This is a genomic window from Streptomyces sp. NPDC014995, from assembly GCF_043080745.1.
Lineage (GTDB): Bacteria > Actinomycetota > Actinomycetes > Streptomycetales > Streptomycetaceae > Streptomyces.
This window is the reverse complement of the sequence record NZ_JBIBVX010000006.1, coordinates 405,950-427,107: the sequence shown is the minus strand read 5'-3', so window position 1 is coordinate 427,107 and position 21,158 is coordinate 405,950. Positions and strand designations below refer to the sequence as shown.

The 21,158-nt window shown below is 71.6% G+C and carries 19 protein-coding genes; 13 read left to right on the top strand and 6 right to left on the bottom strand.

The features are described 5' to 3' along the window. Nucleotides 1–141 precede the first annotated feature (141 nt). From ACF1A1_RS15580 to ACF1A1_RS15565, 4 genes are read left to right on the top strand one after another with little or no spacing between them, the layout of a single operon-like run. Nucleotides 142–1,506 (top strand): DUF6716 putative glycosyltransferase, encoded by a 1,365-nt coding sequence (locus ACF1A1_RS15580; RefSeq protein WP_392000169.1) that lies wholly within the window; start codon nt 142–144, stop codon nt 1,504–1,506. 32 nt (nt 1,507–1,538) lie between these two features. Further along, entirely contained in the window at nt 1,539–2,819 is a 1,281-nt protein-coding gene (locus tag ACF1A1_RS15575) for a cytidylyltransferase domain-containing protein (RefSeq protein WP_392000167.1), read from the top strand. A gap of 13 nt (nt 2,820–2,832) precedes the next feature. Beyond that, entirely contained in the window at nt 2,833–3,771 is a 939-nt protein-coding gene (locus tag ACF1A1_RS15570; RefSeq protein WP_392000165.1) for an N-acetylneuraminate synthase family protein, read from the top strand. 52 nt (nt 3,772–3,823) lie between these two features. Beyond that, complete coding sequence (locus ACF1A1_RS15565) at nt 3,824–4,912, top strand: hypothetical protein (RefSeq protein WP_392000163.1); 1,089 nt, start codon at nt 3,824–3,826, stop codon at nt 4,910–4,912. A 39-nt stretch (nt 4,913–4,951) separates the two neighbouring features. Here the strand turns inward: ACF1A1_RS15565 and ACF1A1_RS15560 are convergent, their stop codons facing one another. Next, nucleotides 4,952–5,569: a class I SAM-dependent DNA methyltransferase gene (locus ACF1A1_RS15560; protein WP_392000209.1), complete on the bottom strand. Its 618-nt coding sequence runs from the start codon at nt 5,567–5,569 to the stop codon at nt 4,952–4,954. A 196-nt stretch (nt 5,570–5,765) separates the two neighbouring features. Beyond that, a complete protein-coding gene (locus tag ACF1A1_RS15555) occupies nt 5,766–6,134 on the bottom strand; it encodes a hypothetical protein (protein WP_392000162.1) in 369 nt (122 codons plus the stop codon). Nucleotides 6,135–6,467: 333 nt separating this feature from the next. Here ACF1A1_RS15555 and ACF1A1_RS15550 point away from each other — a divergent pair, with 333 nt between their 5' ends. The 8 genes from ACF1A1_RS15550 (at nt 6,468) to ACF1A1_RS15515 (ending at nt 16,489) form a co-directional block, all read left to right on the top strand. Beyond that, a complete protein-coding gene (locus tag ACF1A1_RS15550; RefSeq protein WP_392000208.1) occupies nt 6,468–7,697 on the top strand; it encodes an amidohydrolase in 1,230 nt (409 codons plus the stop codon). 410 nt (nt 7,698–8,107) lie between these two features. After that, entirely contained in the window at nt 8,108–9,178 is a 1,071-nt protein-coding gene (locus tag ACF1A1_RS15545; protein ID WP_392000161.1) for a BMP family protein, read from the top strand. Nucleotides 9,179–9,419: 241 nt separating this feature from the next. Next, a complete protein-coding gene (locus tag ACF1A1_RS15540) occupies nt 9,420–10,466 on the top strand; it encodes a BMP family protein (protein WP_392000159.1) in 1,047 nt (348 codons plus the stop codon). A gap of 223 nt (nt 10,467–10,689) precedes the next feature. After that, nucleotides 10,690–12,351 (top strand): ABC transporter ATP-binding protein, encoded by a 1,662-nt coding sequence (locus tag ACF1A1_RS15535; protein WP_392000206.1) that lies wholly within the window; start codon nt 10,690–10,692, stop codon nt 12,349–12,351. Continuing rightward, nucleotides 12,348–13,472 carry an ABC transporter permease gene (locus tag ACF1A1_RS15530; RefSeq protein WP_392000158.1) on the top strand — a complete coding sequence of 375 codons (1,125 nt, stop codon included), beginning with the start codon at nt 12,348–12,350 and terminating at the stop codon, nt 13,470–13,472. The genes ACF1A1_RS15535 and ACF1A1_RS15530 overlap by 4 nt, the downstream gene beginning before the upstream one ends. Beyond that, nucleotides 13,472–14,734 (top strand): ABC transporter permease, encoded by a 1,263-nt coding sequence (locus ACF1A1_RS15525; protein ID WP_392000156.1) that lies wholly within the window; start codon nt 13,472–13,474, stop codon nt 14,732–14,734. The genes ACF1A1_RS15530 and ACF1A1_RS15525 overlap by 1 nt, the downstream gene beginning before the upstream one ends. Then, the gene (locus ACF1A1_RS15520; RefSeq protein ID WP_392000154.1) at nt 14,731–15,120 is read left to right on the top strand and encodes a cytidine deaminase; all 390 of its coding nucleotides are present in this window, start codon (nt 14,731–14,733) and stop codon (nt 15,118–15,120) included. The genes ACF1A1_RS15525 and ACF1A1_RS15520 overlap by 4 nt, the downstream gene beginning before the upstream one ends. A gap of 85 nt (nt 15,121–15,205) precedes the next feature. After that, nucleotides 15,206–16,489, top strand: a complete 1,284-nt coding sequence (locus ACF1A1_RS15515) for a thymidine phosphorylase (protein ID WP_392000152.1) — start codon at nt 15,206–15,208, stop codon at nt 16,487–16,489. A gap of 203 nt (nt 16,490–16,692) precedes the next feature. Here the strand turns inward: ACF1A1_RS15515 and ACF1A1_RS15510 are convergent, their stop codons facing one another. Both ACF1A1_RS15510 and ACF1A1_RS15505 read right to left on the bottom strand, forming a co-directional pair. Continuing rightward, nucleotides 16,693–17,868, bottom strand: a complete 1,176-nt coding sequence (locus ACF1A1_RS15510) for a GDSL-type esterase/lipase family protein (RefSeq protein WP_392000151.1) — start codon at nt 17,866–17,868, stop codon at nt 16,693–16,695. 44 nt (nt 17,869–17,912) lie between these two features. After that, nucleotides 17,913–18,494 (bottom strand): TetR/AcrR family transcriptional regulator, encoded by a 582-nt coding sequence (locus ACF1A1_RS15505; RefSeq protein WP_392000149.1) that lies wholly within the window; start codon nt 18,492–18,494, stop codon nt 17,913–17,915. Between the two features lie 98 nt (nt 18,495–18,592). On the opposite strand from ACF1A1_RS15505, the gene ACF1A1_RS15500 reads away from it, so the two are divergent. Then, complete coding sequence (locus ACF1A1_RS15500) at nt 18,593–18,979, top strand: STAS domain-containing protein (protein ID WP_392000204.1); 387 nt, start codon at nt 18,593–18,595, stop codon at nt 18,977–18,979. Here ACF1A1_RS15500 and ACF1A1_RS15495 read toward each other — a convergent pair. Then, a complete protein-coding gene (locus ACF1A1_RS15495; RefSeq protein WP_392000147.1) occupies nt 18,863–19,879 on the bottom strand; it encodes a sigma-70 family RNA polymerase sigma factor in 1,017 nt (338 codons plus the stop codon). The two genes, ACF1A1_RS15500 and ACF1A1_RS15495, sit on opposite strands and share 117 nt — an antisense overlap. A 109-nt stretch (nt 19,880–19,988) precedes the next feature. Next, entirely contained in the window at nt 19,989–21,125 is a 1,137-nt protein-coding gene (gene dnaN, locus ACF1A1_RS15490; protein ID WP_392000145.1) for a DNA polymerase III subunit beta, read from the bottom strand. Nucleotides 21,126–21,158 lie beyond the last annotated feature (33 nt).

The window sequence follows — 21,158 nt, the reverse complement described above, 5'->3', positions numbered from 1 at the left end:
TGAACTCGATGTGTCGGAACAGTGCATCCCGCGTATTCCCGAGGAGTCGGCGACCCGGTTCGTGCTTCGGTGGCGCGCTGTTAACTTTCCGTTGAGTCGAGGTTGGGCCAAGCCAGGGTTTCGCTTTCTAGCGTCGTCGCCGTGCCACCACGTACTTCGAAACCCCCGCGGATCGCCGTGCTCGCGGACTCCGACACCCGCTGGAAATGGGGTGCGTCGACCGCGGACCGGATCGCGCCGGGCGGACGCGCCGGCCCGTCCACGGAAGCCGGGCCGCGCGGCGACGCGCACGTCGCCCCCGTGCCCCTCCTGGACGGATTCCTGCTGCGCGGCCGCGCCACCCCCACCCCCCGCCAACTGGCCGAGGTGGGGGTGCGCGCCGACTCCCTGCGCGAGGTCACGGCCGTCGAGTTCCTGCGCGTCATGGCACGGGAGTCGTACGACGTCCTCGTCCTCGCGCTGGTCGGCGGCGGCGTCCAGGCGATCCTGCACGGGCTGAAGCGGATCTGGGAGGACACCCGCGAGCGGCCCGTCGTCGTCACCGGCTACGTCGGTGTCGTCTACGAGAAGCTCGCCGACGGTCTGCTGCTGCGGCACGGCGCGGACCTGGTCCTCGCCAACTCCCGCCAGGACGCGGACCGTTTCCGCGCGGTGTACGAAGGGGTCGGCGCCGACGCCTCCTCGGTGACCGAGGTGGCCCTGCCGTTCCTGGGCGGGGCCCCCTACACCGGCGAGCACGACCCGTACACCGTGGTCTTCGCCGCGCAGCCCTCGGTCCCGGCGTCCCGCGAGGAGCGCACCTACCTGCTGAACCGGCTGGTCCGGCACGCCCGCCTGCACCCCGACCGCGAGGTACTGCTCAAGCTGCGCTCCAGGCCGGGTGAACACACCACGCACATCGAGGAGCTGCCCTACCAGAAGCTGGCGCAGAGGCTCGACCTGCCGCCCAACGTCAGCCTGGTGTACGGCAACATGGGCGAGGTCCTCGACCGCACCGACCTCATGGTCACGGTCAGCTCGACGGCCGCCCTGGAGTCCCTCCACCGCCGCATCCCCACGGTGGTCCTCACCGACCTCGGGGTGCGCGAGGCGCTCGGCAACCACCATTTCGTCGGCTCCGGCTGCCTCGCCTCCTGGGACCGGCTCGACGCCGGGCACCGGCCGGTGCCCGACGAGGCGTGGGTGGCCCGCCAGGGCGTGGCGGCGGACGGCTCGTACGCCACCGCCTTCGACACGGCCCGCGAGCGCATCACCGAACTCCTCGCCCGGCCCGCCGGCCTTCCGCCCCTCACCCCCTACTACAGCCCCGCCACCGCCCCCGGCTACCTCCCCGGCATCCTCGCCCGCCACCACCTCGCCCCCGACGGCACCCCCCTGCCCGGCGCCCCGGCCACCGACAAGGACCCGGGCCCGGTCCGCCGGATCGTCCGCCGAGCCGCCCGCGGCGCCTACCGCCACGGTGTCCAGCGCGTGGCCCCCGTCATCCGCCGCATGGGGGAGCTGTGAGCCGGAGTCGTTCACCTCAAGGAGTCCAAGCCATGTCCAACTCCCAGCCGGGGGTGCGGCGCGTGCTCGCCGTGATTCCCGCGCGCGGTGGTTCCAAGGGCGTCCCCGCGAAGAACCTCGCGCCCGTGGGCGGCGTTCCGTTGGTGGCGCGGGCCGTGCGTGAGTGCCGGGCCACCCGGCTGGTCACGGACGTCGTGGTCTCCACCGACGACCAGGCCATCGCGGCGGCGGCCCGGGAGGCCGGAGCCGAGGTCGTGCTGCGGCCGGCCGCCATCGCCGGGGACACCGCCACCTCGGAGGCCGCGGTCCTGCACGCCATGGACACCCACGAGGCCCGGCACGGCACGGCCGTCGACGTGGTGCTGCTCGTGCAGTGCACCAGCCCGTTCCTCGTCCGCGAGGACATCGACGGCGTCGCCGCGGCCGTCGCGGAGAACGGCGCGGACACGGCGGTCACCGTGGCCCCGTTCCACGGGTTCGTGTGGCGGGACGCTGCCGAGGACACCACGTCCGGCACGGACGGCACGAACGGCAGGGAGGGCACCGGCGGCACCGGCGGCACCGGCGGCTACGGCGTCAACCACGACAAGTCCCACCGCCCCCGCCGCCAGGACCGCCCCCAGGACCTCCTGGAGACCGGCGCCGCCTACGCCATGGACGCGGCCGGCTTCCGCGCGCACGGCCACCGCTTCTTCGGCCGCACCGACCTGGTCCGCACCGACCCCGCCCGCGTGCTGGAGATCGACGACCCGCACGACCTGGCGCGGGCGCGCGCCCTGGCGCCGCTGTTCGACGCCGACCGGCCCGGCGCCCTCCCGACCACCGACGACATCGACGCGGTCGTCCTCGACTTCGACGGCACCCAGACCGACGACCGGGTGCTGATCGACTCCGCGGGACGGGAGTTCGTCTCCGTGCACCGCGGGGACGGACTCGGCATCGCGGCCCTGCGCAGAAGCGGGCTCAAGCTGCTCGTCCTGTCCACGGAACAGAACCCGGTCGTCGCCGCCCGCGCCCGGAAGCTCAAGCTCCCGGTCCTGCACGGCATCGACCGCAAGGACCTCGCACTCAAGCAGTGGTGCGAGGAGCAGGGCATCGCGCCGGAGCGCGTGCTCTACGTCGGCAACGACGTCAACGACCTCCCGTGCTTCGCCCTCGTGGGCTGGCCCGTGGCGGTCGCCAGCGCCCACGACGTCGTACGCGGCGCCGCACGCGCGGTCACCACCGTCCCCGGTGGCGACGGCGCGATCCGGGAGATCGCCGGCTGGATCCTCGGACCCTCTCTCGACTCTCCCGCCCCCGTCACCAGGTAAGGAACCCCCAGACATGAGCACCAACTCCCGCCTGCGCCCGTTCGGTTCGCGCATCGCCGGTCCCGGCCGGCCCGTCTACATCTGCGGTGAGATCGGCATCAACCACAACGGCGAGCTGGAGAACGCCTTCAAGCTCATCGACGTGGCCGCCGACGCCGGCTGCGACGCCGTCAAGTTCCAGAAGCGCACCCCGGAGATCTGCACCCCGCGCGACCAGTGGGACATCGAGCGCGACACCCCCTGGGGCCGGATGACGTACATCGACTACCGGCACCGGGTCGAGTTCGGCGAGGACGAGTACCGCCGGATCGACGAGTACTGCAAGGAGAAGGGGATCGCCTGGTTCGCCTCCCCGTGGGACACCGAGGCCGTCGCCTTCCTGGAGAAGTTCGACGTGCCGGCGCACAAGGTCGCCTCCGCCTCCCTCACGGACGACGAGCTGCTGCGCGCCCTGCGCGGCACGGGCCGCACGATCATCCTCTCCACCGGCATGTCCACCCCGAAGCAGATCCGCCACGCCGTCGAGGTCCTCGGCAGCGACAACATCCTGCTCTGCCACGCCACCTCGACCTACCCGGCGAAGGCCGAGGAGCTCAACCTGCGGGTGATCAACACGCTGGAGAAGGAGTACCCGAACGTCCCCATCGGCTACTCCGGCCACGAGACCGGCCTGCAGACCACCCTCGCCGCCGTCGCCCTCGGCGCCACCTTCGTCGAACGCCACATCACCCTCGACCGCGCGATGTGGGGCTCGGACCAGGCCGCCTCCGTCGAGCCGCAGGGCCTCACCCGCCTGGTCCGCGACATCCGCACCATCGAGGCCTCCCTCGGCGACGGCGTCAAGAAGGTCTACGACTCCGAGCTCGGCCCCATGAAGAAGCTGCGCCGCGTGGCCGGCGTCGTCGCCGAGGCGGAGATCGCCGCGGCCGCCGGCGAGCCCGTCGCGGTCTGACCCCCCACCCCTCTCCACCGCCACGAGTGCCTCACGGGACGGTCGTACGACGATGAGCCCTCGCGCCGGGAACACCGGCACCACCCCCCACACCCTCGCGTTCGTCGAGAGCCCCGTGCAGCTCCTGAACGTCCTGGAGTGGGCGTACGCCCAGGAACTCCGCCCCAGGGAGGAGTCCGGCGCGGGGCTCACCCTCGTCGTCCTGTCCCCGACCGACCCCATGACCCGCGGCCAGCTGCGCCGCATGGCGGAACTGGCCCGCGACGAGGGCCACGAGGTCCGCTGGGAGGAAGCCCGCGGTGGCGCCACGGCCCCCTTCCGCACCATCGGCGGCCTCGCCCCCCTGCTGCGCGCGGCACAACGGGTCGTCATGGGAGACCCCTTCTCCCGCTACGTCCAACTCCTGCTGACGATCACCCGGGCCACCGACCTGATCGTCGTCGACGACGGCACGGCCACCATGGAGTTCGTCGGCCAGCTCGCCCGCGGCGAACGGCTGGTGCGCTGGCACCGCAAGGGCGGCCGCCCCGGCGCCCGCGACCTGCTCTTCGCCCCCGTCTCCTCCTCCGCCCGCCGCCGCCTGACCCCCGGCGCGGACCGGCGGGTGCAGGTCTTCTCCTCCATGCCGATGCGGGAGGTCCCCGCCGACGTCAGGGTCACCGCCAACCCCTTCGCCTGGACCCGCCACCGCTTCGGCCCGCCGCGCGTGACCAAGGGCGCCGACCTGGTCGGTACGTCCCTGGTCGAAACGGGCGTCGTGGACGGCGACCGCTATCTGCACGCCGTCGGCGTCCTCGCCGGCACCCACGGCGCCTCCCGCTACTTCGCCCACCGCCGCGAGAGCGCCGACAAGCTCCACCGGCTCGCCGTGGAGACCGGCCTGGAGGTCGTCCGCCCCGACCTCCCCCTCGAACTGATCGCCCGCAGAGGCCCGATCGGCCGCACCGTCCTCAGCTTTCCCTCCACCGTCGTCCACACCCTCCCCCTGGCCCTGGCCGGCACCGACGTACGCGTCGCCGTCTGCGACATCGACCCCTCCTGGCTCACCGAACACGCCTCCCCCCGCGCCCACGGCTTCCTGGCCGGCGTGACGGGCACGGCCCGGGGGGTGGACCGGCTGGCGGCGGTGAGCACGGTCTGAGCCCGAGGGCCGGGGCGGAAGCGGGGCCGCGGCGGACCCTTACTCCGGCCTGCGCGCCAGCAGGAACGCCCCTGGCCGCTTCGCCCCCTTGTCGGGCTCCAGGACGACGCGCGCCCTCATGTCGAACCCGGTGTCGAGGAGAAGGTCGGCGACCGTCTCCGGATCCCGCCAGAAGTAGTCGAGCCGGATCTCCTGCCCGAACCGCTCCGTCAGGCGCTGCTGTTCGCCGTTGCCCGTCTGGAAGGCGAGGAGGAGGCAGCCGCCCGGGACGAGGACCCGCCGGAACTCCCCCAGGACGGCGGGTAGTCGGTCGTCGGGTACGTGGATGACCGAGTACAGGGCCAGCAGGCCGCCCAGCGTGCCGTCGGGCAGGTCCAGGGACTCCATCGAGCCGACGTGGAAGCGCAGGTGGGGGTGGGTCCGGCGGGCGAGGGCCACCATGCGGGGCGAGACGTCGACGCCGAACACCGGTACGCCGAGGTCGTGCAGGCGCGCCGTCACATGCCCGGGCCCGCTGCCGACGTCCGCCACCGGCTCGTTCCCCCTGGCCTTCACCAGCTCGGCGAACCCGGAGAGCAGGGCCCGGGCCAGCGGGTGGTGGTCGAGGCCGTCGGGGAAGTGCCGGGCGTACTCCTCGGCGATCGCGTCGTACGACATCCGGGCATCCCGTACGTGGCCGAGGAGCGAGTCGGGACTCGGCAGGGCGTTCGATTCGCTCACGGGGGCGGACTCTAGTGGGCACGCGTGCACGACGGGCGGGACTCCGAGGTTTTCCGGTGTCTCCGGGTGGCGCTCGGGCCGCCCGCCCCCGCCCCCGCCCGTCGCACGACCCTCGGTACCCGCCACCCTCCCCTCACGCCGGCCGGTCCTCCTCCCAACGGCCGAATCCCCCGAAGAAGCTTTCCGGCGCCTCGCCCTCCCGCAGGTCGCCGCCTTCCGACGCCTCGCCCTGCCGCAGGTCACCGCCCTCCCACGCCCCGCCCCGCCGCACCTCGCCCCCCGCCACCGCCCCGTCGCCCTGCCACCACGGCCACCACCGTGCGACCGCCCACACCAGGCCCGCCAGCAGCCACCCCGCCAGGATCATCGCCGTCAGCCCGCCCAGGACCAGGAACGCCGTGCCGAGCAGGCCGTAGCGCGCCAGGAGCCCCGGATCCCAGCCGTGGCAGCCGCACGCCCACAGGGGCTCCGCCGCCGAGGCCCGCGTCAGTGTCGTCGTCATGGGGGCAACGTGCCCGCCCCACCCCCTGCCGTCGCGCAGCGTGGCGGAAACGGTGCACGGAGGTGATGCTTCCGGGACCGGGCCCCGCGCCGGTCCCGCTCCGTGGACATTCCCGGCGTGCTTGCCGTGGGCCGTGGTATCCGTGGAGAGAGGAAAAAAGTGGGATGGGTCAGAATTTCATGATCCACTCGGGCGAAGCCGACCGAGTTTACCCATCCCGAACGACAGCCATGCGCCGCGCGGCCAACTTTTCTTCCCCGAATGGGTTGAAGTTTTGTTGATCGGGTCAGTTGACCGCCCCGGCGTCCTACCCTTCAGAGGGTGAAGCAACTGATGTCCCGAGAGTCCGAGGCCGATACCGCCGGGGAAGCCATGCTCCCCGGCACCCTTCCGGAGTCCCTGCGCGCCGAGCTCGTCGCCTTCCGCCGCGACCTGCACATGCACCCCGAGCTGGGCAACCAGGAGTTCCGCACGACCGCCGCGATCAAGGAGCGCCTGGAGAAGGCGGGCCTGAAGCCGCGCGTGCTCTCCAGCGGGACCGGGCTCATCTGTGACATCGGCGACTGGGCGGACGGCATCCCCGTCCTCGCCATGCGCGCCGACATCGACGCGCTGCCCATCCCGGACACGAAGACCGAGTGCGCGTACCGCTCGACCGTGCCCGACCGCGCGCACGCCTGCGGCCACGACGTGCACACCACCGTCGTCCTCGGCGCCGGCCTGGTCCTCGCCGACCTGAACCGCCAGGGCCTGCTCCCGCGGCCGGTGCGGCTGATCTTCCAGCCCGCCGAGGAGGTGCTGCCGGGCGGTGCGGCGGACGCCATCGAGGACGGCGCGCTGGACGGCGTCGGCCGGATCATCGCCGTGCACTGCGACCCCCGGGTCGACGCCGGCCTGATCGGACTGCGGGCGGGCGCCATCACCTCGGCCTGCGACCGCCTGGAGATCGCCCTCGACGGGCCCGGCGGCCACACCGCCCGCCCGCACCTGACCACCGACCTGGTCACCGCCGCCGCCCGGGTCGTCACCGACGTCCCCGCGCTCGTCGGCCGCCGCGTCGACACGCGCGCCGGACTCGCGGTGACCTGGGGCCGGATCGACTGCGGCCACGCCCCGAACGTCATCCCGCAGCACGCCGAGCTGTCGGGCACCGTGCGCTGCCTGGACATCGAGGCCTGGCGGCAGGCGCCCGACCTCGTGGTCGCCGCGATCGACGAGATCGCCAACCTGCACCGCGCCAAGTCCGAGATCAACTACGTCCGCGGCGTCCCCCCGGTCGTCAACGACGCCGACGTCACCGGTCTGCTGCGTGAGGCCATGGTCGCCCGGCACGGCGAGGAGTCCGTCGAGGGCACCGAGCAGAGCCTCGGCGGCGAGGACTTCTCCTGGTACCTGGAGCGCGTGCCCGGCGCCATGGCCCGCCTCGGCGTCCGCCACCCGGGCGAGCGCACCGTCCGTGATCTGCACCAGGGCGACTTCGACGCCGACGAGTCCGCGATCAAGGTCGGCGTGGAACTGTTCACCGCCGCCGCACTGCTCGACGCGGCGACCCGAGTGGCCTGAGCGCACTCAGGGTGGTCTGAACGCGACCGAGTGGCCCGAGTACGCCCGGAGCAGTCCGAACGCGACCGAGTGTGGCCTGAGCGCGCCCGGAGCGGTCTGAACGCGACCCGGGTGGCCAAAGGCGCCGGAGTGGCCTGAGGGCCACTCGACAGCCGGGCGAAGGGATGCCGGAAAGGCGCCCCTTCGCCCGGCTGTGTCATCCGGGCGTAACCGGGGGGACCCGGTTGCGACGCGGGGGCGGCACGAATCGATAACGGCCGGGAGAAACCCCGTTCCCCTCCCCTTCTACGCGCGTTACTGTGCGCGAAATCAGCCACCCGGAACGGCCTGTTGGGGAAGCCGCACCGGAGGCGCCGAATGGGGACTTGCGGGCCGGTCGACGGCGCCGTGGGGATGAAGGGGTGCTTGCTGTGCGTCGGATATCTCGGAAAGCCACAATTTCCCGGGCGGCGGCGACCGTCGCGGTCGTCGCGCTCGCGGCCGCCGGCTGCGGCGAGTCCAGCACCGGCTCGAAGGCCGGTGACCAGGAGTCCGGCACGTACTCCGGCAAGGGCATCGGCCTTGCGTACGACATCGGCGGCCGGGGCGACCAGTCGTTCAACGACGCCGCCTACGCCGGTTTCCAGAAGGCCGACAAGGAGTTCGGCATCGGCGGCCGGGACGTCGAGCCGCAGGACGGCGAGTCGGACGCGGACAAGGTGCAGCGCCTGACCCAGCTCGCCCAGGCCGGCTACAACCCGGTGATCGGCGTCGGCTACATCTACGCGGGCGCCGTCAAGGAGGTCGCCGCGAAGTTCCCGGACACCACCTTCGGGATCATCGACGACGAGACGGTCCAGGCCAAGAACGTCGCCGACATGGTCTTCCACGAGGAGCAGGCCTCCTACCTGGCGGGCGTCGCCGCCGCCAAGGCCTCCAAGAAGGGCCACATCGGCTTCATCGGCGGCGTGGACATCCCGCTGATCCACAAGTTCGAGGCCGGCTACGTCCAGGGCGCCAAGTCGGTCAACCCGAACATCAAGATCGAGTCGCAGTACCTGACGGAGACCCCCCAGGAGGGCGGCTTCTCCAGCCCCGACAAGGGCAAGGCGGGGGCCGGCGGTCAGATCGACGCCGGCGCCGACGTCATCTACCACGCGGCCGGCCTCTCCGGTCAGGGTGTGATCTCCGAGGCCGCCTCCAAGAAGGTGTGGGCCATCGGCGTCGACTCCGACCAGTACAACCAGAGCTCGCTGGCCGCGTACAAGGACTACATCCTCGGCTCCGCGCTGAAGAACGTCGACGGCGCGGTCTACGACCTGGCGAAGTCCGTCCACGAGGGCAAGCCCCTGTCCGGCGTGGTCCGCGGCAGCCTCTCCAACAACGGGGTCGGCTTCGCCGACTCCAACCCCAAGTTCAAGGCCATGACCGACGTCGTCGCCGCCGTGAACGCGGCCAAGCAGGACATCATCGACGGCAAGGTCACGGTCAACACCAAGTAACACTTTCGCCCGGCCCCGATCCGGCCCCGATCCGGCTTCTCTACGCCCTTCCGGGCGTCCTTGCAGACCAGCGCCCCTTGCCTCGCGCAAGGGGCGCTGCGCTGTCCGTAGTCTGGACAGCAACTGTGGCCACAGCTCGATAACGGACCGGACAGAAGGGTTTTTCCGTCAGGTCTACGCGCGTTACGCTGCGGCGGAACCAGCGCCTGGTATGGGCGCTTGCACAAAGGAGTCTCGTTCCATGCGCCGGGTGTCCCGTATCGCCGTTGCGGGTGTTGCTACCGCAGCCCTCGCCGTCACCGTTTCCGCCTGCGGAACCTCGTCCAAGTCGGCCTCCAGCGGCGACGACAAGAACCTGGGCCTCGCCCTCGCCTACGACATCGGCGGCAAGGGCGACCAGTCCTTCAACGACGCCGCCACCGCGGGCATGGACAAGGCCGACAAGGAGTTCGGCTACAAGTCGACCGCGGTCGAGCCGCAGGACGGCGAGTCCGACGCGGACAAGGTGCAGCGCCTGGAGAGCCTGGCCAAGCAGGGCTACAACCCGGTGATCGGCGTCGGCTTCGCCTACGCGTCGGCCGTCGCGGAGGTCTCGGCCAAGTACCCGAAGACCACCTTCGGCATCGTCGACGACGAGAGCAAGACGGGCGCCAACGTCGCCAACCTGGTCTTCCACGAGGAGCAGGCCTCCTACCTGGCCGGCGTCGCCGCCGCCAAGGTCACCAAGTCCAACGTGGTCGGCTTCATCGGCGGTGTGGACATCCCGCTGATCCACAAGTTCGGGGCCGGCTTCAAGCAGGGCGTCCAGGACACCAAGAAGGGCGTCACGGTCAAGGAGCAGTACCTGACCGAGACGGCCCAGGAGGGCGGCTTCTCCAGCCCCGACAAGGGTGAGAGCGCCGCCGAGGGCCAGATCGACGCCGGTGCGGACGTCGTCTACGCCGCCGCCGGCCTGTCCGGCCAGGGCGTCATCAAGGCCGCCAGCGCCAACAAGATCTGGGCGATCGGTGTCGACTCCGACCAGTACAAGCAGGACGCGCTGAAGGCGTACAAGGACGCGATCCTGACCTCGGCCATGAAGAACGTCGAGGGCGCGGTCTACGAGCTGGCCAAGTCCGTCGAGGACGGCAAGCCCGCGACCGGCGTGATCCGCGGCAGCCTGGAGAACGGCGGCGTGAGCCTGTCGAACTCCAACCCGGTCTTCGCCAACAACAAGGACATCCAGGACGCCGTCAAGAAGGCCGAGGAAGGCATCAAGAACGGCACCATCAAGGTGAAGACCTCCTGACCGGAGTGTCGTAGGCCTGTCGAAGGCATGGCCAAAGAAGCGCTGTAATGGCAGCGTTACGACCTCGGAACGGGGCACGGGAAGCATGACTCCCCGCGCCCCGTTCGCGCGGCAGAATGCTCGGAACGGATCGGGTACTGGTAAGAGCCGATCAGGTCCGGGCACTATTTAAAGCAGGGGCGCTACGCGCGTAGAGCGGCCCCTTTCCCGAGGAGAGTGCGCCATCGACGCGTCCAGCAGCCCTCCGCTCACCGCCCAGTCGACAGTCGCGGTAGAGCTCGCGGGCATCACCAAGCGATTCCCCGGTGTCGTCGCCAACCACGACATCCACCTGACCGTCCGCAAGGGCACCGTGCACGCCCTCGTCGGCGAGAACGGCGCCGGCAAGTCGACCCTGATGAAGATCCTCTACGGCATGCAGAAGCCGGACGAGGGCACCATCGCGGTCGACGGCGAGCAGGTGAGCTTCTCCAGCCCCGCCGACGCCATCACGCGCGGCATCGGCATGGTCCACCAGCACTTCATGCTCGCGGACAACCTGACCGTCCTGGAGAACGTGGTGCTCGGCAGCGAGAAGCTGTACGGCATCGGCGGCGGCGCCCGCAGGAAGATCAAGGAGATCTCCGACCGCTACGGCCTGGGCGTACGCCCCGACGCCCTGGTCGAGGACCTCGGTGTCGCCGACCGCCAGCGCGTGGAGATCCTCAAGGTCCTCTTCCGCGGCGCCAAGACCCTCATCCTCGACGAGCCGACCGCCGTCCTGGTCCCGCAGGAGGTCGACGCGCTCTTCGCCAACCTGCGCGAGCTGAAGTCCGAGGGCCTCTCCGTCATCTTCATCTCCCACAAGCTGGGCGAGGTGCTCTCCGTCGCCGACGAGATCACCGTCATCCGGCGCGGCACCACCGTCGGCACGGCCGTGCCCTCCGAGACCACCCCGCGCCAGCTCGCCGAGATGATGGTCGGCAGCGAGCTGCCCACCCCGGAGACCGCCGAGTCCACGGTCACCGACCAGCCCGTCATCGAGGTGCGCAACCTCACCGTCTACGCCAGCGGCGGCGCCTCCCTCGGCATCGAGGCCGAGCCCGCGGTCGGCGGGGTCACCGGCGGTCTCTCCGAGGCCGGCGGCGAGGTCAAGAAGGTCCTCGACGACGTCACCTTCACCATCCACGCCGGTGAGGTCATGGGCATCGCCGGTGTCGAGGGCAACGGCCAGACCGAGCTGATCGACGCGCTGATCGGCACCAAGCACGCCGACTCGGGCACCATCGCCTTCCTCGGCGAGGACATCACCCCCTGGCCCACCCGCCGGCGGCGCGAGTCCGGCGTCGGCTACATCCCCGAGGACCGCCACCGCCAGGGCCTGCTCCTGGAGGCCCCCCTCTGGGAGAACCGCATCCTCGGCCACGTCACCGAGGCCCCCAACGCCAAGGGCTTCTGGCTCAACCCCAAGGGCGCCCAGGCCGACACCCGCCGGATCGTCGAGGAGTTCGACGTCCGCACCCCCGGTATCGACGTCACCGCCGCCTCCCTCTCCGGCGGCAACCAGCAGAAGCTGATCGTCGGCCGTGAGATGAGCCACAACCCGAAGTTCCTGATCGCCGCCCACCCCACCCGCGGTGTGGACGTCGGCGCGCAGGCGCAGATCTGGGACCGCATCCGCGAGGCCCGCCGCGAGGGTCTCGCCGTGCTGCTGATCTCCGCCGACCTGGACGAGCTCATCGGTCTGTCGGACACCCTCCGGGTGATCTACGACGGCAGGCTGGTCGCCGACGCCGACCCCGCGGCCATCACCCCGGAGGAGCTGGGCTCGGCCATGACCGGTGCCGCGTCCGGGCACCTCGAGCACGTCGAAGAAGAAGCCGCCCCGGAGGACGAGGCCCGATGAAGAAGTTCGACAAGGAGCGCCTGCTCCTCGCGGTGGCCGGCCCGGTCATCGCGCTTGTCTCGGCGATCCTGCTGACCTCGGTCGTGCTGATCGCCTCCGGCAAGAACCCGTTCGAGCCGTACGGCCTGATGCTGGAGCAGATCCCCTACTCCGACGTCCAGGTCCTGATCATCAACCAGGCCTCGCTGTACTACATCGCCGCCCTCGCGGTCGCCCTCGGCTTCCGCATGAACCTGTTCAACATCGGCGTCGACGGCCAGTACCGCCTCGCCGCCATGATGACCGCGGTGGTCGGCGCGCACGTGGCGCTGCCGTCCTTCCTCCAGGTCCCGCTGCTGCTGCTCGTCGGCGCGCTCACCGGCGCGTTCTGGGCGGGCATCGCGGGCATCCTGAAGGTCACCCGCGGCGTCAGCGAGGTCGTCGCGACGATCATGCTCAACGCGATCGCCACCAGCCTCATCGGCTACCTCACCCTCCGCGAGAACTTCGGCGTGCTGGTCGGCGACAACGTCACGACCGGCGAGATGAAGGAGTCGGGCTGGGTGCCCGGCATCGACCTGGGCGAGGACGTCGGCGAGATCTACGGCCTGGTCTTCCTCGCCGTGGCCCTCGGCATCGGCTACTGGGTCGTCCTCAACCGCACCCGCTTCGGCTTCGACCTGCGGGCCACCGGTGAGTCCGAGACGGCCGCCGCCGCCTCCGGCGTCAACGCCAAGCGCATGGTCCTCACCGCGATGCTGATCTCCGGTGGCGTCGCCGGTCTGTCCGGACTGCCGCTGCTGCTCGGCGACGCCCACACCTACAGCCTCAGCTTCCCGGCCGGTCTCGGCTTCACCGCCATCGGCATCGCCCTGCTCGGCCGCAACAACCCCGGCGGCATCGCCCTCGCCGCCCTGCTGTGGGCCTTCCTGGAGAAGACCTCCCCGGCCCTCGACTACGCCACCCCGGTGGCGTACGAGAAGGAGATCGCCACGATCATGCAGGGCCTGATCGTCTTCGCGGTCGTCATCTCCTACGAGGCCGTCCGCCAGTGGGGCCTGCGCCGCCAGCAGAAGCGGGTCGGCGCCGAGCTCGCCGCGGAGGCCGCCAAAAACAACGCCAACAAGGAGGTGGCGGCCTGATGTCCACCGCGACCATCGCCAAGCCGCAGGCGAAGCAGCCCGGCAAGGGCGGCCGCCGCATGTCTCTCCCGGTACTCCTGCTGATCATCGCGGGCGTGCTGGTCCTCACCTCGGTCGTCCGCCTGATCAGCGGCGCGGACGGCATCACCTCGACCGGCCAGATGTCCACCGCCCTGCGCCTGGCCGTCCCGATCGGCCTCGCCGGTCTCGGCGGTCTGTGGGCCGAGCGCGCGGGCGTCGTCAACATCGGCCTCGAGGGCATGATGATCCTCGGCACCTGGTTCGGCGCCTGGGCCGGCTACCAGTGGGGTCCGTGGACCGGTGTCGTCTTCGGCATCATCGGCGGCGCGCTCGGTGCCGTCCTGCACGCCATCGCCACCGTGACCTTCAACGTCAACCACATCGTCTCCGGTGTGGCGCTGAACATCCTGGCCCTCGGCACCACCCGCTACCTGTCGAAGTTCACCTTCGAGGAGGCCCCGCAGGGCTCCTCCAAGCAGTCCCCGCCGATCGAGTCGCTGGGCACCTTCGACATCCCCGGCCTGTCCAGTTGGCTGGAGACCCTGAACGGCAAGCACTGGTTCCTGGTCTCCGACATCGCCGGCCTGGTCGGCGGCCTGGTCACCAACCTCTCGCCGCTCACCGTGGTCGCGATCGCCCTCGTCCCGGCCACCTGGTACGTGCTGTGGCGCACCGCGTTCGGTCTGCGCCTGCGCTCCTGCGGCGAGAACCCGGTCGCCGCCGAGTCCCTCGGTGTGAACGTCTACAAGTACAAGTACATCGCCGTGATCATCTCGGGCGGTTTCGCCGGCCTCGGCGGCGCCTTCCTGTCGATCGTCGCGTCCAACGTGTACCTGGACGGCCAGACCGCCGGCCGCGGCTACATCGGCCTCGCCGCGATGATCTTCGGCAACTGGATGCCGGGCGGCCTCGCCCTCGGCGCCGGCCTGTTCGGCTACACCGACAGCCTCAACCTGCGCGGCGGCACCACCAACGTCCACGCGCTGATCCTGCTGCTGGCGATCCTGCTGGTGTTCGGCGCGGCCTACCTGGCCTGGAAGAAGAAGTACGTCTCCGCCGTCGTCACGCTGGTGATCTCGGCCCTGATGTTCGTCTGGTACACCAGCGTGGACGAGGTCCCGCGCCAGGTGGTCTCCGCGGCCCCGTACCTCGTCACCCTGCTGGTGCTCTCGCTGTCCGCCCAACGCCTGCGCATGCCCAAGGCGGACGGCCTGCCCTACCGGAAGGGGCAGGGCAAGTGACCGCCGTCGACTGGGAGAAGCTGCGTGCGGTGGCCCAGGACGCCATGTCCCGGGCGTACGCCCCGTACTCCGGCTACCCGGTCGGCGTGGCGGCCCTCGTCGACGACGGGCGGATCGTGTCGGGCTGCAACGTCGAGAACGCCTCGTACGGGCTCGGCCTGTGCGCCGAGTGCGGGCTGGTCTCGGAGCTGCAGAACACCGGCGGCGGCCGGCTCACCCACTTCACGTGCGTGGACGGCCGGGGGGAGATCCTCGTCCCGTGCGGCCGCTGCCGTCAGCTGCTGTACGAGTTCGGCGGCCCGGACCTGCTGCTGGAGACGCCGGAGGGGATCCTGCCGCTGGCGGAGATGCTCCCGCAGGCCTTCGGCCCCGACCACCTCAGGTAACTCCTGTGCGGCCCCTCCGCCCGGTGCATCCGGTCGGAGGGGCCGGGCACCGTCCAGAAATCTTCTGTACCTCGGAAGGAAAGCCATGGCCATGGACGCCATCTCCGTCATCCGCACCAAGCGGGACCGCGGCGAGCTCAGCGACGAGCAGATCGACTGGGTCATCGACGCGTACACCCGCGGCGAGGTCGCCGACGAGCAGATGTCCGCGCTCGCCATGGCGATCCTGATCAACGGCATGAACCGCCGCGAGATCGCGCGCTGGACGGCCGCGATGATCGCCTCCGGCGAGCGCATGGACTTCTCGTCCCTGTCCCGCCCGACCGCCGACAAGCACTCCACGGGCGGTGTCGGCGACAAGATCACCCTCCCGCTGGCCCCGCTGGTCGCCGCCTGCGGCGCGGCCGTCCCGCAGCTGTCCGGCCGCGGCCTCGGCCACACCGGCGGCACCCTGGACAAGCTGGAGTCGATCCCGGGCTGGCGCGCGCTGCTGTCGAACGAGGAGATGCTGTCCGTACTCGGCGGGACGGGCGCGGTGATCTGTGCGGCGGGCGACGGCCTTGCCCCCGCGGACAAGAAGCTGTACGCGCTGCGCGACGTCACCGGCACGGTCGAGGCGATCCCCCTGATCGCCTCCTCGATCATGTCGAAGAAGATCGCCGAAGGCACCGGCTCTTTGGTCCTGGACGTGAAGGTCGGCACCGGCGCCTTCATGAAGACCATCGAGGACGCGCGCGAGCTGGCGTCGACGATGGTCGGCCTGGGCACGGACCACGGCGTCAGGACCGTCGCCCTGCTGACGGACATGTCGACCCCGCTGGGCCTGACGGCGGGCAACGCCCTCGAGGTGCGCGAGTCGGTGGAGGTCCTGGCCGGCGGCGGCCCGTCGGACGTGGTGGAGCTGACGATCGCCCTGGCCCGCGAGATGCTCGACGCGGCCGGCGTGTGGGACGCCGACCCGGTGAAGGCACTCGCCGACGGCTCCGCGATGGACGTCTGGCGCCGCATGATCGCGGCCCAGGGCGGCGACCCCGACGCCCCCCTGCCCACCTCCCGCGAACAGCATGTCGTCAAGGCCCCGTCCTCCGGCGTCCTGACCCGCCTCGACGCCTACGACATCGGCATCGCCGCCTGGCGCCTGGGTGCCGGCCGCGCCCGCAAGGAGGACTCGGTGCAGGCGGCGGCGGGCGTCGAGCTCCACGCCAAGCCGGGTGACTCGGTGACCGAGGGCCAGCCCCTGCTGACGCTGCACACCGACACCCCGGAGCGGTTCGCGTACGCGCTCGAGGCGGTGGACGGCTCCTACGACATCGCCGCCCCCGGCACGGCGTACTCGGCGTCGCCGGTGGTGCTGGAGCGGATCGCCTGAGGTTCTCCTGCGGGGCCGGTGAATCCAGCCCTTCCGGGGTTCTCTCGGCGGGGGCCGGTGAGTCCAGCCCGTCCGGCGTGTGAGGACGGGGCCCGTTCAGGGCCGACGCGGGGGTCGGGGGCGGCAGCCCCCGGGGGACGGGGACGGGACGGACGGGTAGGGGCGGCGGGGGCGGGGAAACGAACGCCGCACGCCCCCGGTCGTCACCCGAAGGCACCCCCCTCCGCGAAGGCGAGCGCGGCGAAGCGCTCGCCCATGCGGCGATGCGTCGCGGCATCGGGATGCAGCTGATCCGGCAGCGGCAGCTCCGTCGCGTCGCCCTCGCCGTACAGCTCCCGCCCGTCGAGGTGGTGCAGGTTCGGGTCGTCGGCCGCCCGCTGCGCCACGATCCGGGCCAGCTCGTCGCGGATGACGCGCAGGGTCAGCTTCCCGCCCGCGACCTCCGCCCGGTCGCCCATGGGGACGAACCGCAGCCGTCCGCTGCCGAGGTCGCCGAGGTCGGGGACGCTGGGTCCGGGTGTCTCCTCGTGCATGGGGCACAGGACCGGCGAGACGACCAGCAGCGGTGTGGCGGGGTGGCCCTCCCGGATGGTGTCCAGGAAGCCGTGGACGGCCGGGGTGAAGGCGCGCAGCCTCATCAGGTCGGCGTTGACCAGGTTGATGCCAATCTTCACGCTGATCAGGTCGGCGGGGGTGTCCCGGAGGACGCGCGCGGTGAACGGGTCGAGCAGGGCGCTGCCGGCCAGCCCCAGGTTGACCAGCTCCACGCCGCCGAGACGGGCGGCCAGCGCGGGCCAGATGGCGGTGGGGCTCGCGGCGTCGGAGCCGTGGCTTATCGAGCTGCCGTGGTGCAGCCAGACCCTGCGGTCCGGGTCGGCCGGTGCGGGGTCGACGGGGGCGTCGGTGCGCAGGGCGACGAGTTCGGTCCTCTCGTTGTGCGGCAGCCAGATCTCGATGTCCTTGCTGCCCTCGGGCAGGTCGGTGAAGCGGACCGTGCCGGGGGAGCCCGGCCGGTGCTCGAAGGTGCCGGTGGTCATGTCGATGGTCAGGGTGTGGCCGCCGGTCACACTGCCCTGGGCGGTCAGGCGCCCGTCGACGAGCAGGTCGTAGACGCCGTCGGGGCGGGGTGGGGCGCCCACGTAGTCCCGCTTGGTGGGGAGCGTGTCCAGTTCCACGGCGGTGGCGCGGGTGCGGAAGGCCAGGCGGACGCCGGAGGGCTGGGCCTCGGCCATCGCGAGTTGTCCGTCGGCGCACTGGGCGCGGGCGGCGGCGGGCAGGCGGTGCGGCAGGATGCCGTGCTCGGTGCGCTCGATCTCCAGGGCGCCGCGCAGCAGGTCGGCGGTGAGCGGGGTGGTGATCCAGGTGGCTTCGGGGGGCATGGACACGTCCTGTTCGATCGAACGGTGGGGGGCGTTCGGTGCCGTCATGGCGTCGGGGTCGCCGTGGGCCAGTTGCGCAGCAGGCTGTCGAGGGCGTTCAGGATGTGTGCCCAGGACTCCTGGGAGTCGGGGGCGCTGTGGCTGAAGCCGCCGGCCAGTTCCAGGCTGACGTAGCCGTGGAAGACGCTGCCCAGGAGGCGGACCGCGTGGGTCTGGTCCGGTTCGCCGAGGTCGTAGCCGCGCAGGATCGCCCGGGTCATCTGGGAGTGGCGGACGCCCGCGCCGGCCGCGGCTGCCGTCGGGTCGAGTCTGAACCGGGCCGCGTCATAGCGGCCGGGGTGTTCGCGGGCGTAGTCGCGGTACACGTTCGCCAGGGCGGCCAGGGCGTCCTTGCCCGCGCGGCCGGCCAGTGCGGCGGATCCTCGGTCGGCCAGCTCCTCGAGGGCGAGCAGGGCGATCCTCGTCTTGAGGTCGTGGGAGTTGGCGAGGTGCGAGTAGAGGCTCGCGACCTTGACGTCGAAGCGGCGGGCGAGCGCCGAGACGGTCACGTGGTCGAAGCCGACCTCGTCGGCCAGTTCGGCACCGGCTTGGGTGAGGCGCTGAGGCGTCAGACCCACACGCGCCATGGCTGTCTCCTATGTGCTTTCGGCAGATGGTGGAATGCAGTGTGAATCTGCCTAAAACCTTTAGGCAAGGGGTGCGTGTGTTAGGCGGTGCCGACGCGATGAGTTGTGCGGGCGGCGGCGGTCTACCCGTCGTGGATGCGATGACACCGCCCGTACTCGTGGTGGCCGGACCCGTCACCCGGAACCGGCTGACGGGACTCTGTGACGACGTACGGACGCTGCTGGAGAGCACTCGGGCCGGGGTGGTGGTGTGCGATGTCGCCGGGCTCGGGCCGCCTGGGCTCACGGCCGTCGACCTGCTGGCCCGGCTTCGGCTGGCTGCCCGGCGGGCCGGGGGAGATATCCGGCTGCGGGATCCCGACCCCGCGCTATGCGCCCTGCTCGACCTCGTCGGGCTCCGCTTCCAGGTGGAGGGGGAGGCCGAAGAGGGGGAACCAGCGCTGGGTGTCGAGGAAGAAGTGGAATCCGGTGAGGCGGCCGTCTGAGATCTCCAGGACCTGTATCGCCCACGGCACGAAGCCGCTCGCCTCCGGGTCCGGCTTGTACTGGGCGAACCCCGGCAGGCCGTTGACCTGGACCGGCAGCAGACGGGAGCCCTCGCAGGCGGATCCGATCGTGGTCATGAAGCCCGCGATGTCGTCGTGGCCCGTCAGCCACAGGTCGAACGGCGGCATCGTCATGACCGCGTCCTCGTGGAGGAGGGCCGTCAGCGCCGTCATGTCGTAGCCCTCGAAGGCGGCCACATAGCGCTCCAGGAGCTTCTGCTGCTCCTCGTCCAGGGGGTCCGACACGGCCGCGTCGGCGCTCCTGTCCTGCTGCTCGGCGAGGGTCGCGCGGGCCCGCTGGAGCGCGCTGTTGACCGAGGCGACCGTGGTGCCGAGCAACTCGGCGACCTCGCTCGCCCGCCACGCCAGCACCTCGCGCAGGATCAGCACCGCCCGCTGCTTGGGCGGGAGCTGCTGGAGCGCGGCCATGAAGGCGAGCCGCACCGACTCCTTGGCGACGGCCGCCTCCGCCGGGTCCTCGACCGTGGGCAGCACGCGCGCGTCCGGCATCGGCTCCAGCCAGGTGTTGTCCGGGCGGGGCGAGAGCGCCGCCCGGGCGAGCGGAGTGGACTCCGACAGGTCCATCGGGCGGGCGCGCTTGTTGCCCGCCGACAGCATGTCCAGGCACACGTTCGTCGCGATGCGGTACAGCCACGAGCGCAGGCTGGAGCGGCCCTCAAACCTGTCGTAGCTCCGCCAGGCGCGCACCAGCGTGTCCTGCACCGCGTCCTCGGCCTCGAAGGAGGAACCGAGCATCCGGTAGCAGTAGCCGGTCAGCTCGACCCGGTGCTTCTCCAGCATCGCGTCGAGGTCGTCCCTCGTCGCCGTACCGTTGGTCATCGTCGTCCACCCACCCCTGTGGCCGTGCTGTCACGCGCCTGTGCGCCCAGTACTCCGGAAGCTACCGCAGCCCACTGACAATGGCCCGCCGAGCCTTCGAAGGCCCAGGTCAGACCAGTTGCTTCACGGACATCAGCAGATGCCGGTGGGCCTCCGGTCCCGCCGCCGCGCCCAGCAGCGCCCGCTGGCCCGTCCCCAGCAGCTCCAGCCGCAGACCCGGCGCCTCGAAGGAGGCCAGCGCGTCCAGCAGGTACGCCGGGTTGAAGGCCACCGTGACCTCCTCGGCGCCGCTCAGCACGGCCGGCAGTCGCTGCGTCGCCACGTCGTCGCCGAACCCGGCCCGCAGCAGGACGGACCCCGCCGAGAAGTCCAGCCGTACCGGACTGTTCGCCTCCGCCACCACCGCGACCCGCCGCACGGCCTCCGTCAGCGCCTCGCGCTCCACCTCGGCGACCGAGGCCCCCGCCATGTCGAACAGCCGGCCGTACCCCGGCAGCCGCCCGTCCAGCCGCCGTACGACCGACCGCATCCGTCCGCCCTCGAAGCCCAGGGGGCCGCCGGCGCCGGGCCCGCGCTCCAGCCCGATCCGCACGCTTGCGCACCGCGCCAGCGAGCGCGCCACGTCGAGCAGACGACGCGCGGGCAGCAGGGCTTCCACTGCCGCCTCCCCGTCCGCGCCGGTCTGCGTCGTGGTCTCCGGCTTCCACTCCAGCCGCCGCACCGCGAACCGGTACCGGTCGGACGCCGACAGCGTCATCTCGTCGCCTTCCAGGCGGAATTGCACGCCCGTCAGTACCGGGAGCGTGTCGTCGCGGCCCGCCGCCACCGCGACCTGGGCGACAGCCGTGGCGAACGCGGCCGCGTCCACGGTGCCGTACGCCTCCGGCGGCGCGGGCGGGGTGGGGTACTCCTCGCGCGGCAGGGTCGACAGGCCGAAGCTCGTGCCGCCCGCCTCGACCGTGAAACGGGATCCGTCCAGGGCGCAGCTCACCGGGCCGTCCGGCAGCACCTTGCAGATGTCCAGCAGCCGGCGCCCGAGGACGAGCACCCGCCCGTCCGCCGTCCCCTCGACGTCCGTCTCGATCCGCGCCGCCGTCTCGAAGTCGAACCCCGACACGCTCAGCCGTCCCGCCGACACCTCCAGCAGCAGCCCGCCCAGCACCGGGACCGGCGTCCGGGCCGGCAGGGCGCGGGCCGCCCACGCCACCGCCTCGACGAGGTCACCGCGGTCGACCCTGAACTCCATGAACGAACCCCCTGCTCGGACCGGTTGTCGCCG

What these genes read in the sequence shown, in the direction of transcription:
- ACF1A1_RS15575 (WP_392000167.1), top strand. Translation starts at nt 1,539, where the DNA reads ATGTCCAACTCCCAGCCGGGGGTGCGGCGCGTGCTCGCCGTGATTCCC.
- ACF1A1_RS15570 (WP_392000165.1), top strand. Translation starts at nt 2,833, where the DNA reads ATGAGCACCAACTCCCGCCTGCGCCCGTTCGGTTCGCGCATCGCCGGT.
- ACF1A1_RS15565 (WP_392000163.1), top strand. Translation starts at nt 3,824, where the DNA reads ATGAGCCCTCGCGCCGGGAACACCGGCACCACCCCCCACACCCTCGCG.
- ACF1A1_RS15560 (WP_392000209.1), bottom strand. Translation starts at nt 5,569, where the DNA reads ATGTCGTACGACGCGATCGCCGAGGAGTACGCCCGGCACTTCCCCGAC.
- ACF1A1_RS15555 (WP_392000162.1), bottom strand. Translation starts at nt 6,134, where the DNA reads ATGACGACGACACTGACGCGGGCCTCGGCGGCGGAGCCCCTGTGGGCG.
- ACF1A1_RS15550 (WP_392000208.1), top strand. Translation starts at nt 6,468, where the DNA reads ATGTCCCGAGAGTCCGAGGCCGATACCGCCGGGGAAGCCATGCTCCCC.
- ACF1A1_RS15540 (WP_392000159.1), top strand. Translation starts at nt 9,420, where the DNA reads ATGCGCCGGGTGTCCCGTATCGCCGTTGCGGGTGTTGCTACCGCAGCC.
- ACF1A1_RS15530 (WP_392000158.1), top strand. Translation starts at nt 12,348, where the DNA reads ATGAAGAAGTTCGACAAGGAGCGCCTGCTCCTCGCGGTGGCCGGCCCG.
- ACF1A1_RS15525 (WP_392000156.1), top strand. Translation starts at nt 13,472, where the DNA reads ATGTCCACCGCGACCATCGCCAAGCCGCAGGCGAAGCAGCCCGGCAAG.
- ACF1A1_RS15515 (WP_392000152.1), top strand. Translation starts at nt 15,206, where the DNA reads ATGGCCATGGACGCCATCTCCGTCATCCGCACCAAGCGGGACCGCGGC.
- ACF1A1_RS15510 (WP_392000151.1), bottom strand. Translation starts at nt 17,868, where the DNA reads ATGCCCCCCGAAGCCACCTGGATCACCACCCCGCTCACCGCCGACCTG.
- ACF1A1_RS15505 (WP_392000149.1), bottom strand. Translation starts at nt 18,494, where the DNA reads ATGGCGCGTGTGGGTCTGACGCCTCAGCGCCTCACCCAAGCCGGTGCC.
- ACF1A1_RS15500 (WP_392000204.1), top strand. Translation starts at nt 18,593, where the DNA reads ATGAGTTGTGCGGGCGGCGGCGGTCTACCCGTCGTGGATGCGATGACA.
- ACF1A1_RS15495 (WP_392000147.1), bottom strand. Translation starts at nt 19,879, where the DNA reads ATGACCAACGGTACGGCGACGAGGGACGACCTCGACGCGATGCTGGAG.
- dnaN (WP_392000145.1), bottom strand. Translation starts at nt 21,125, where the DNA reads ATGGAGTTCAGGGTCGACCGCGGTGACCTCGTCGAGGCGGTGGCGTGG.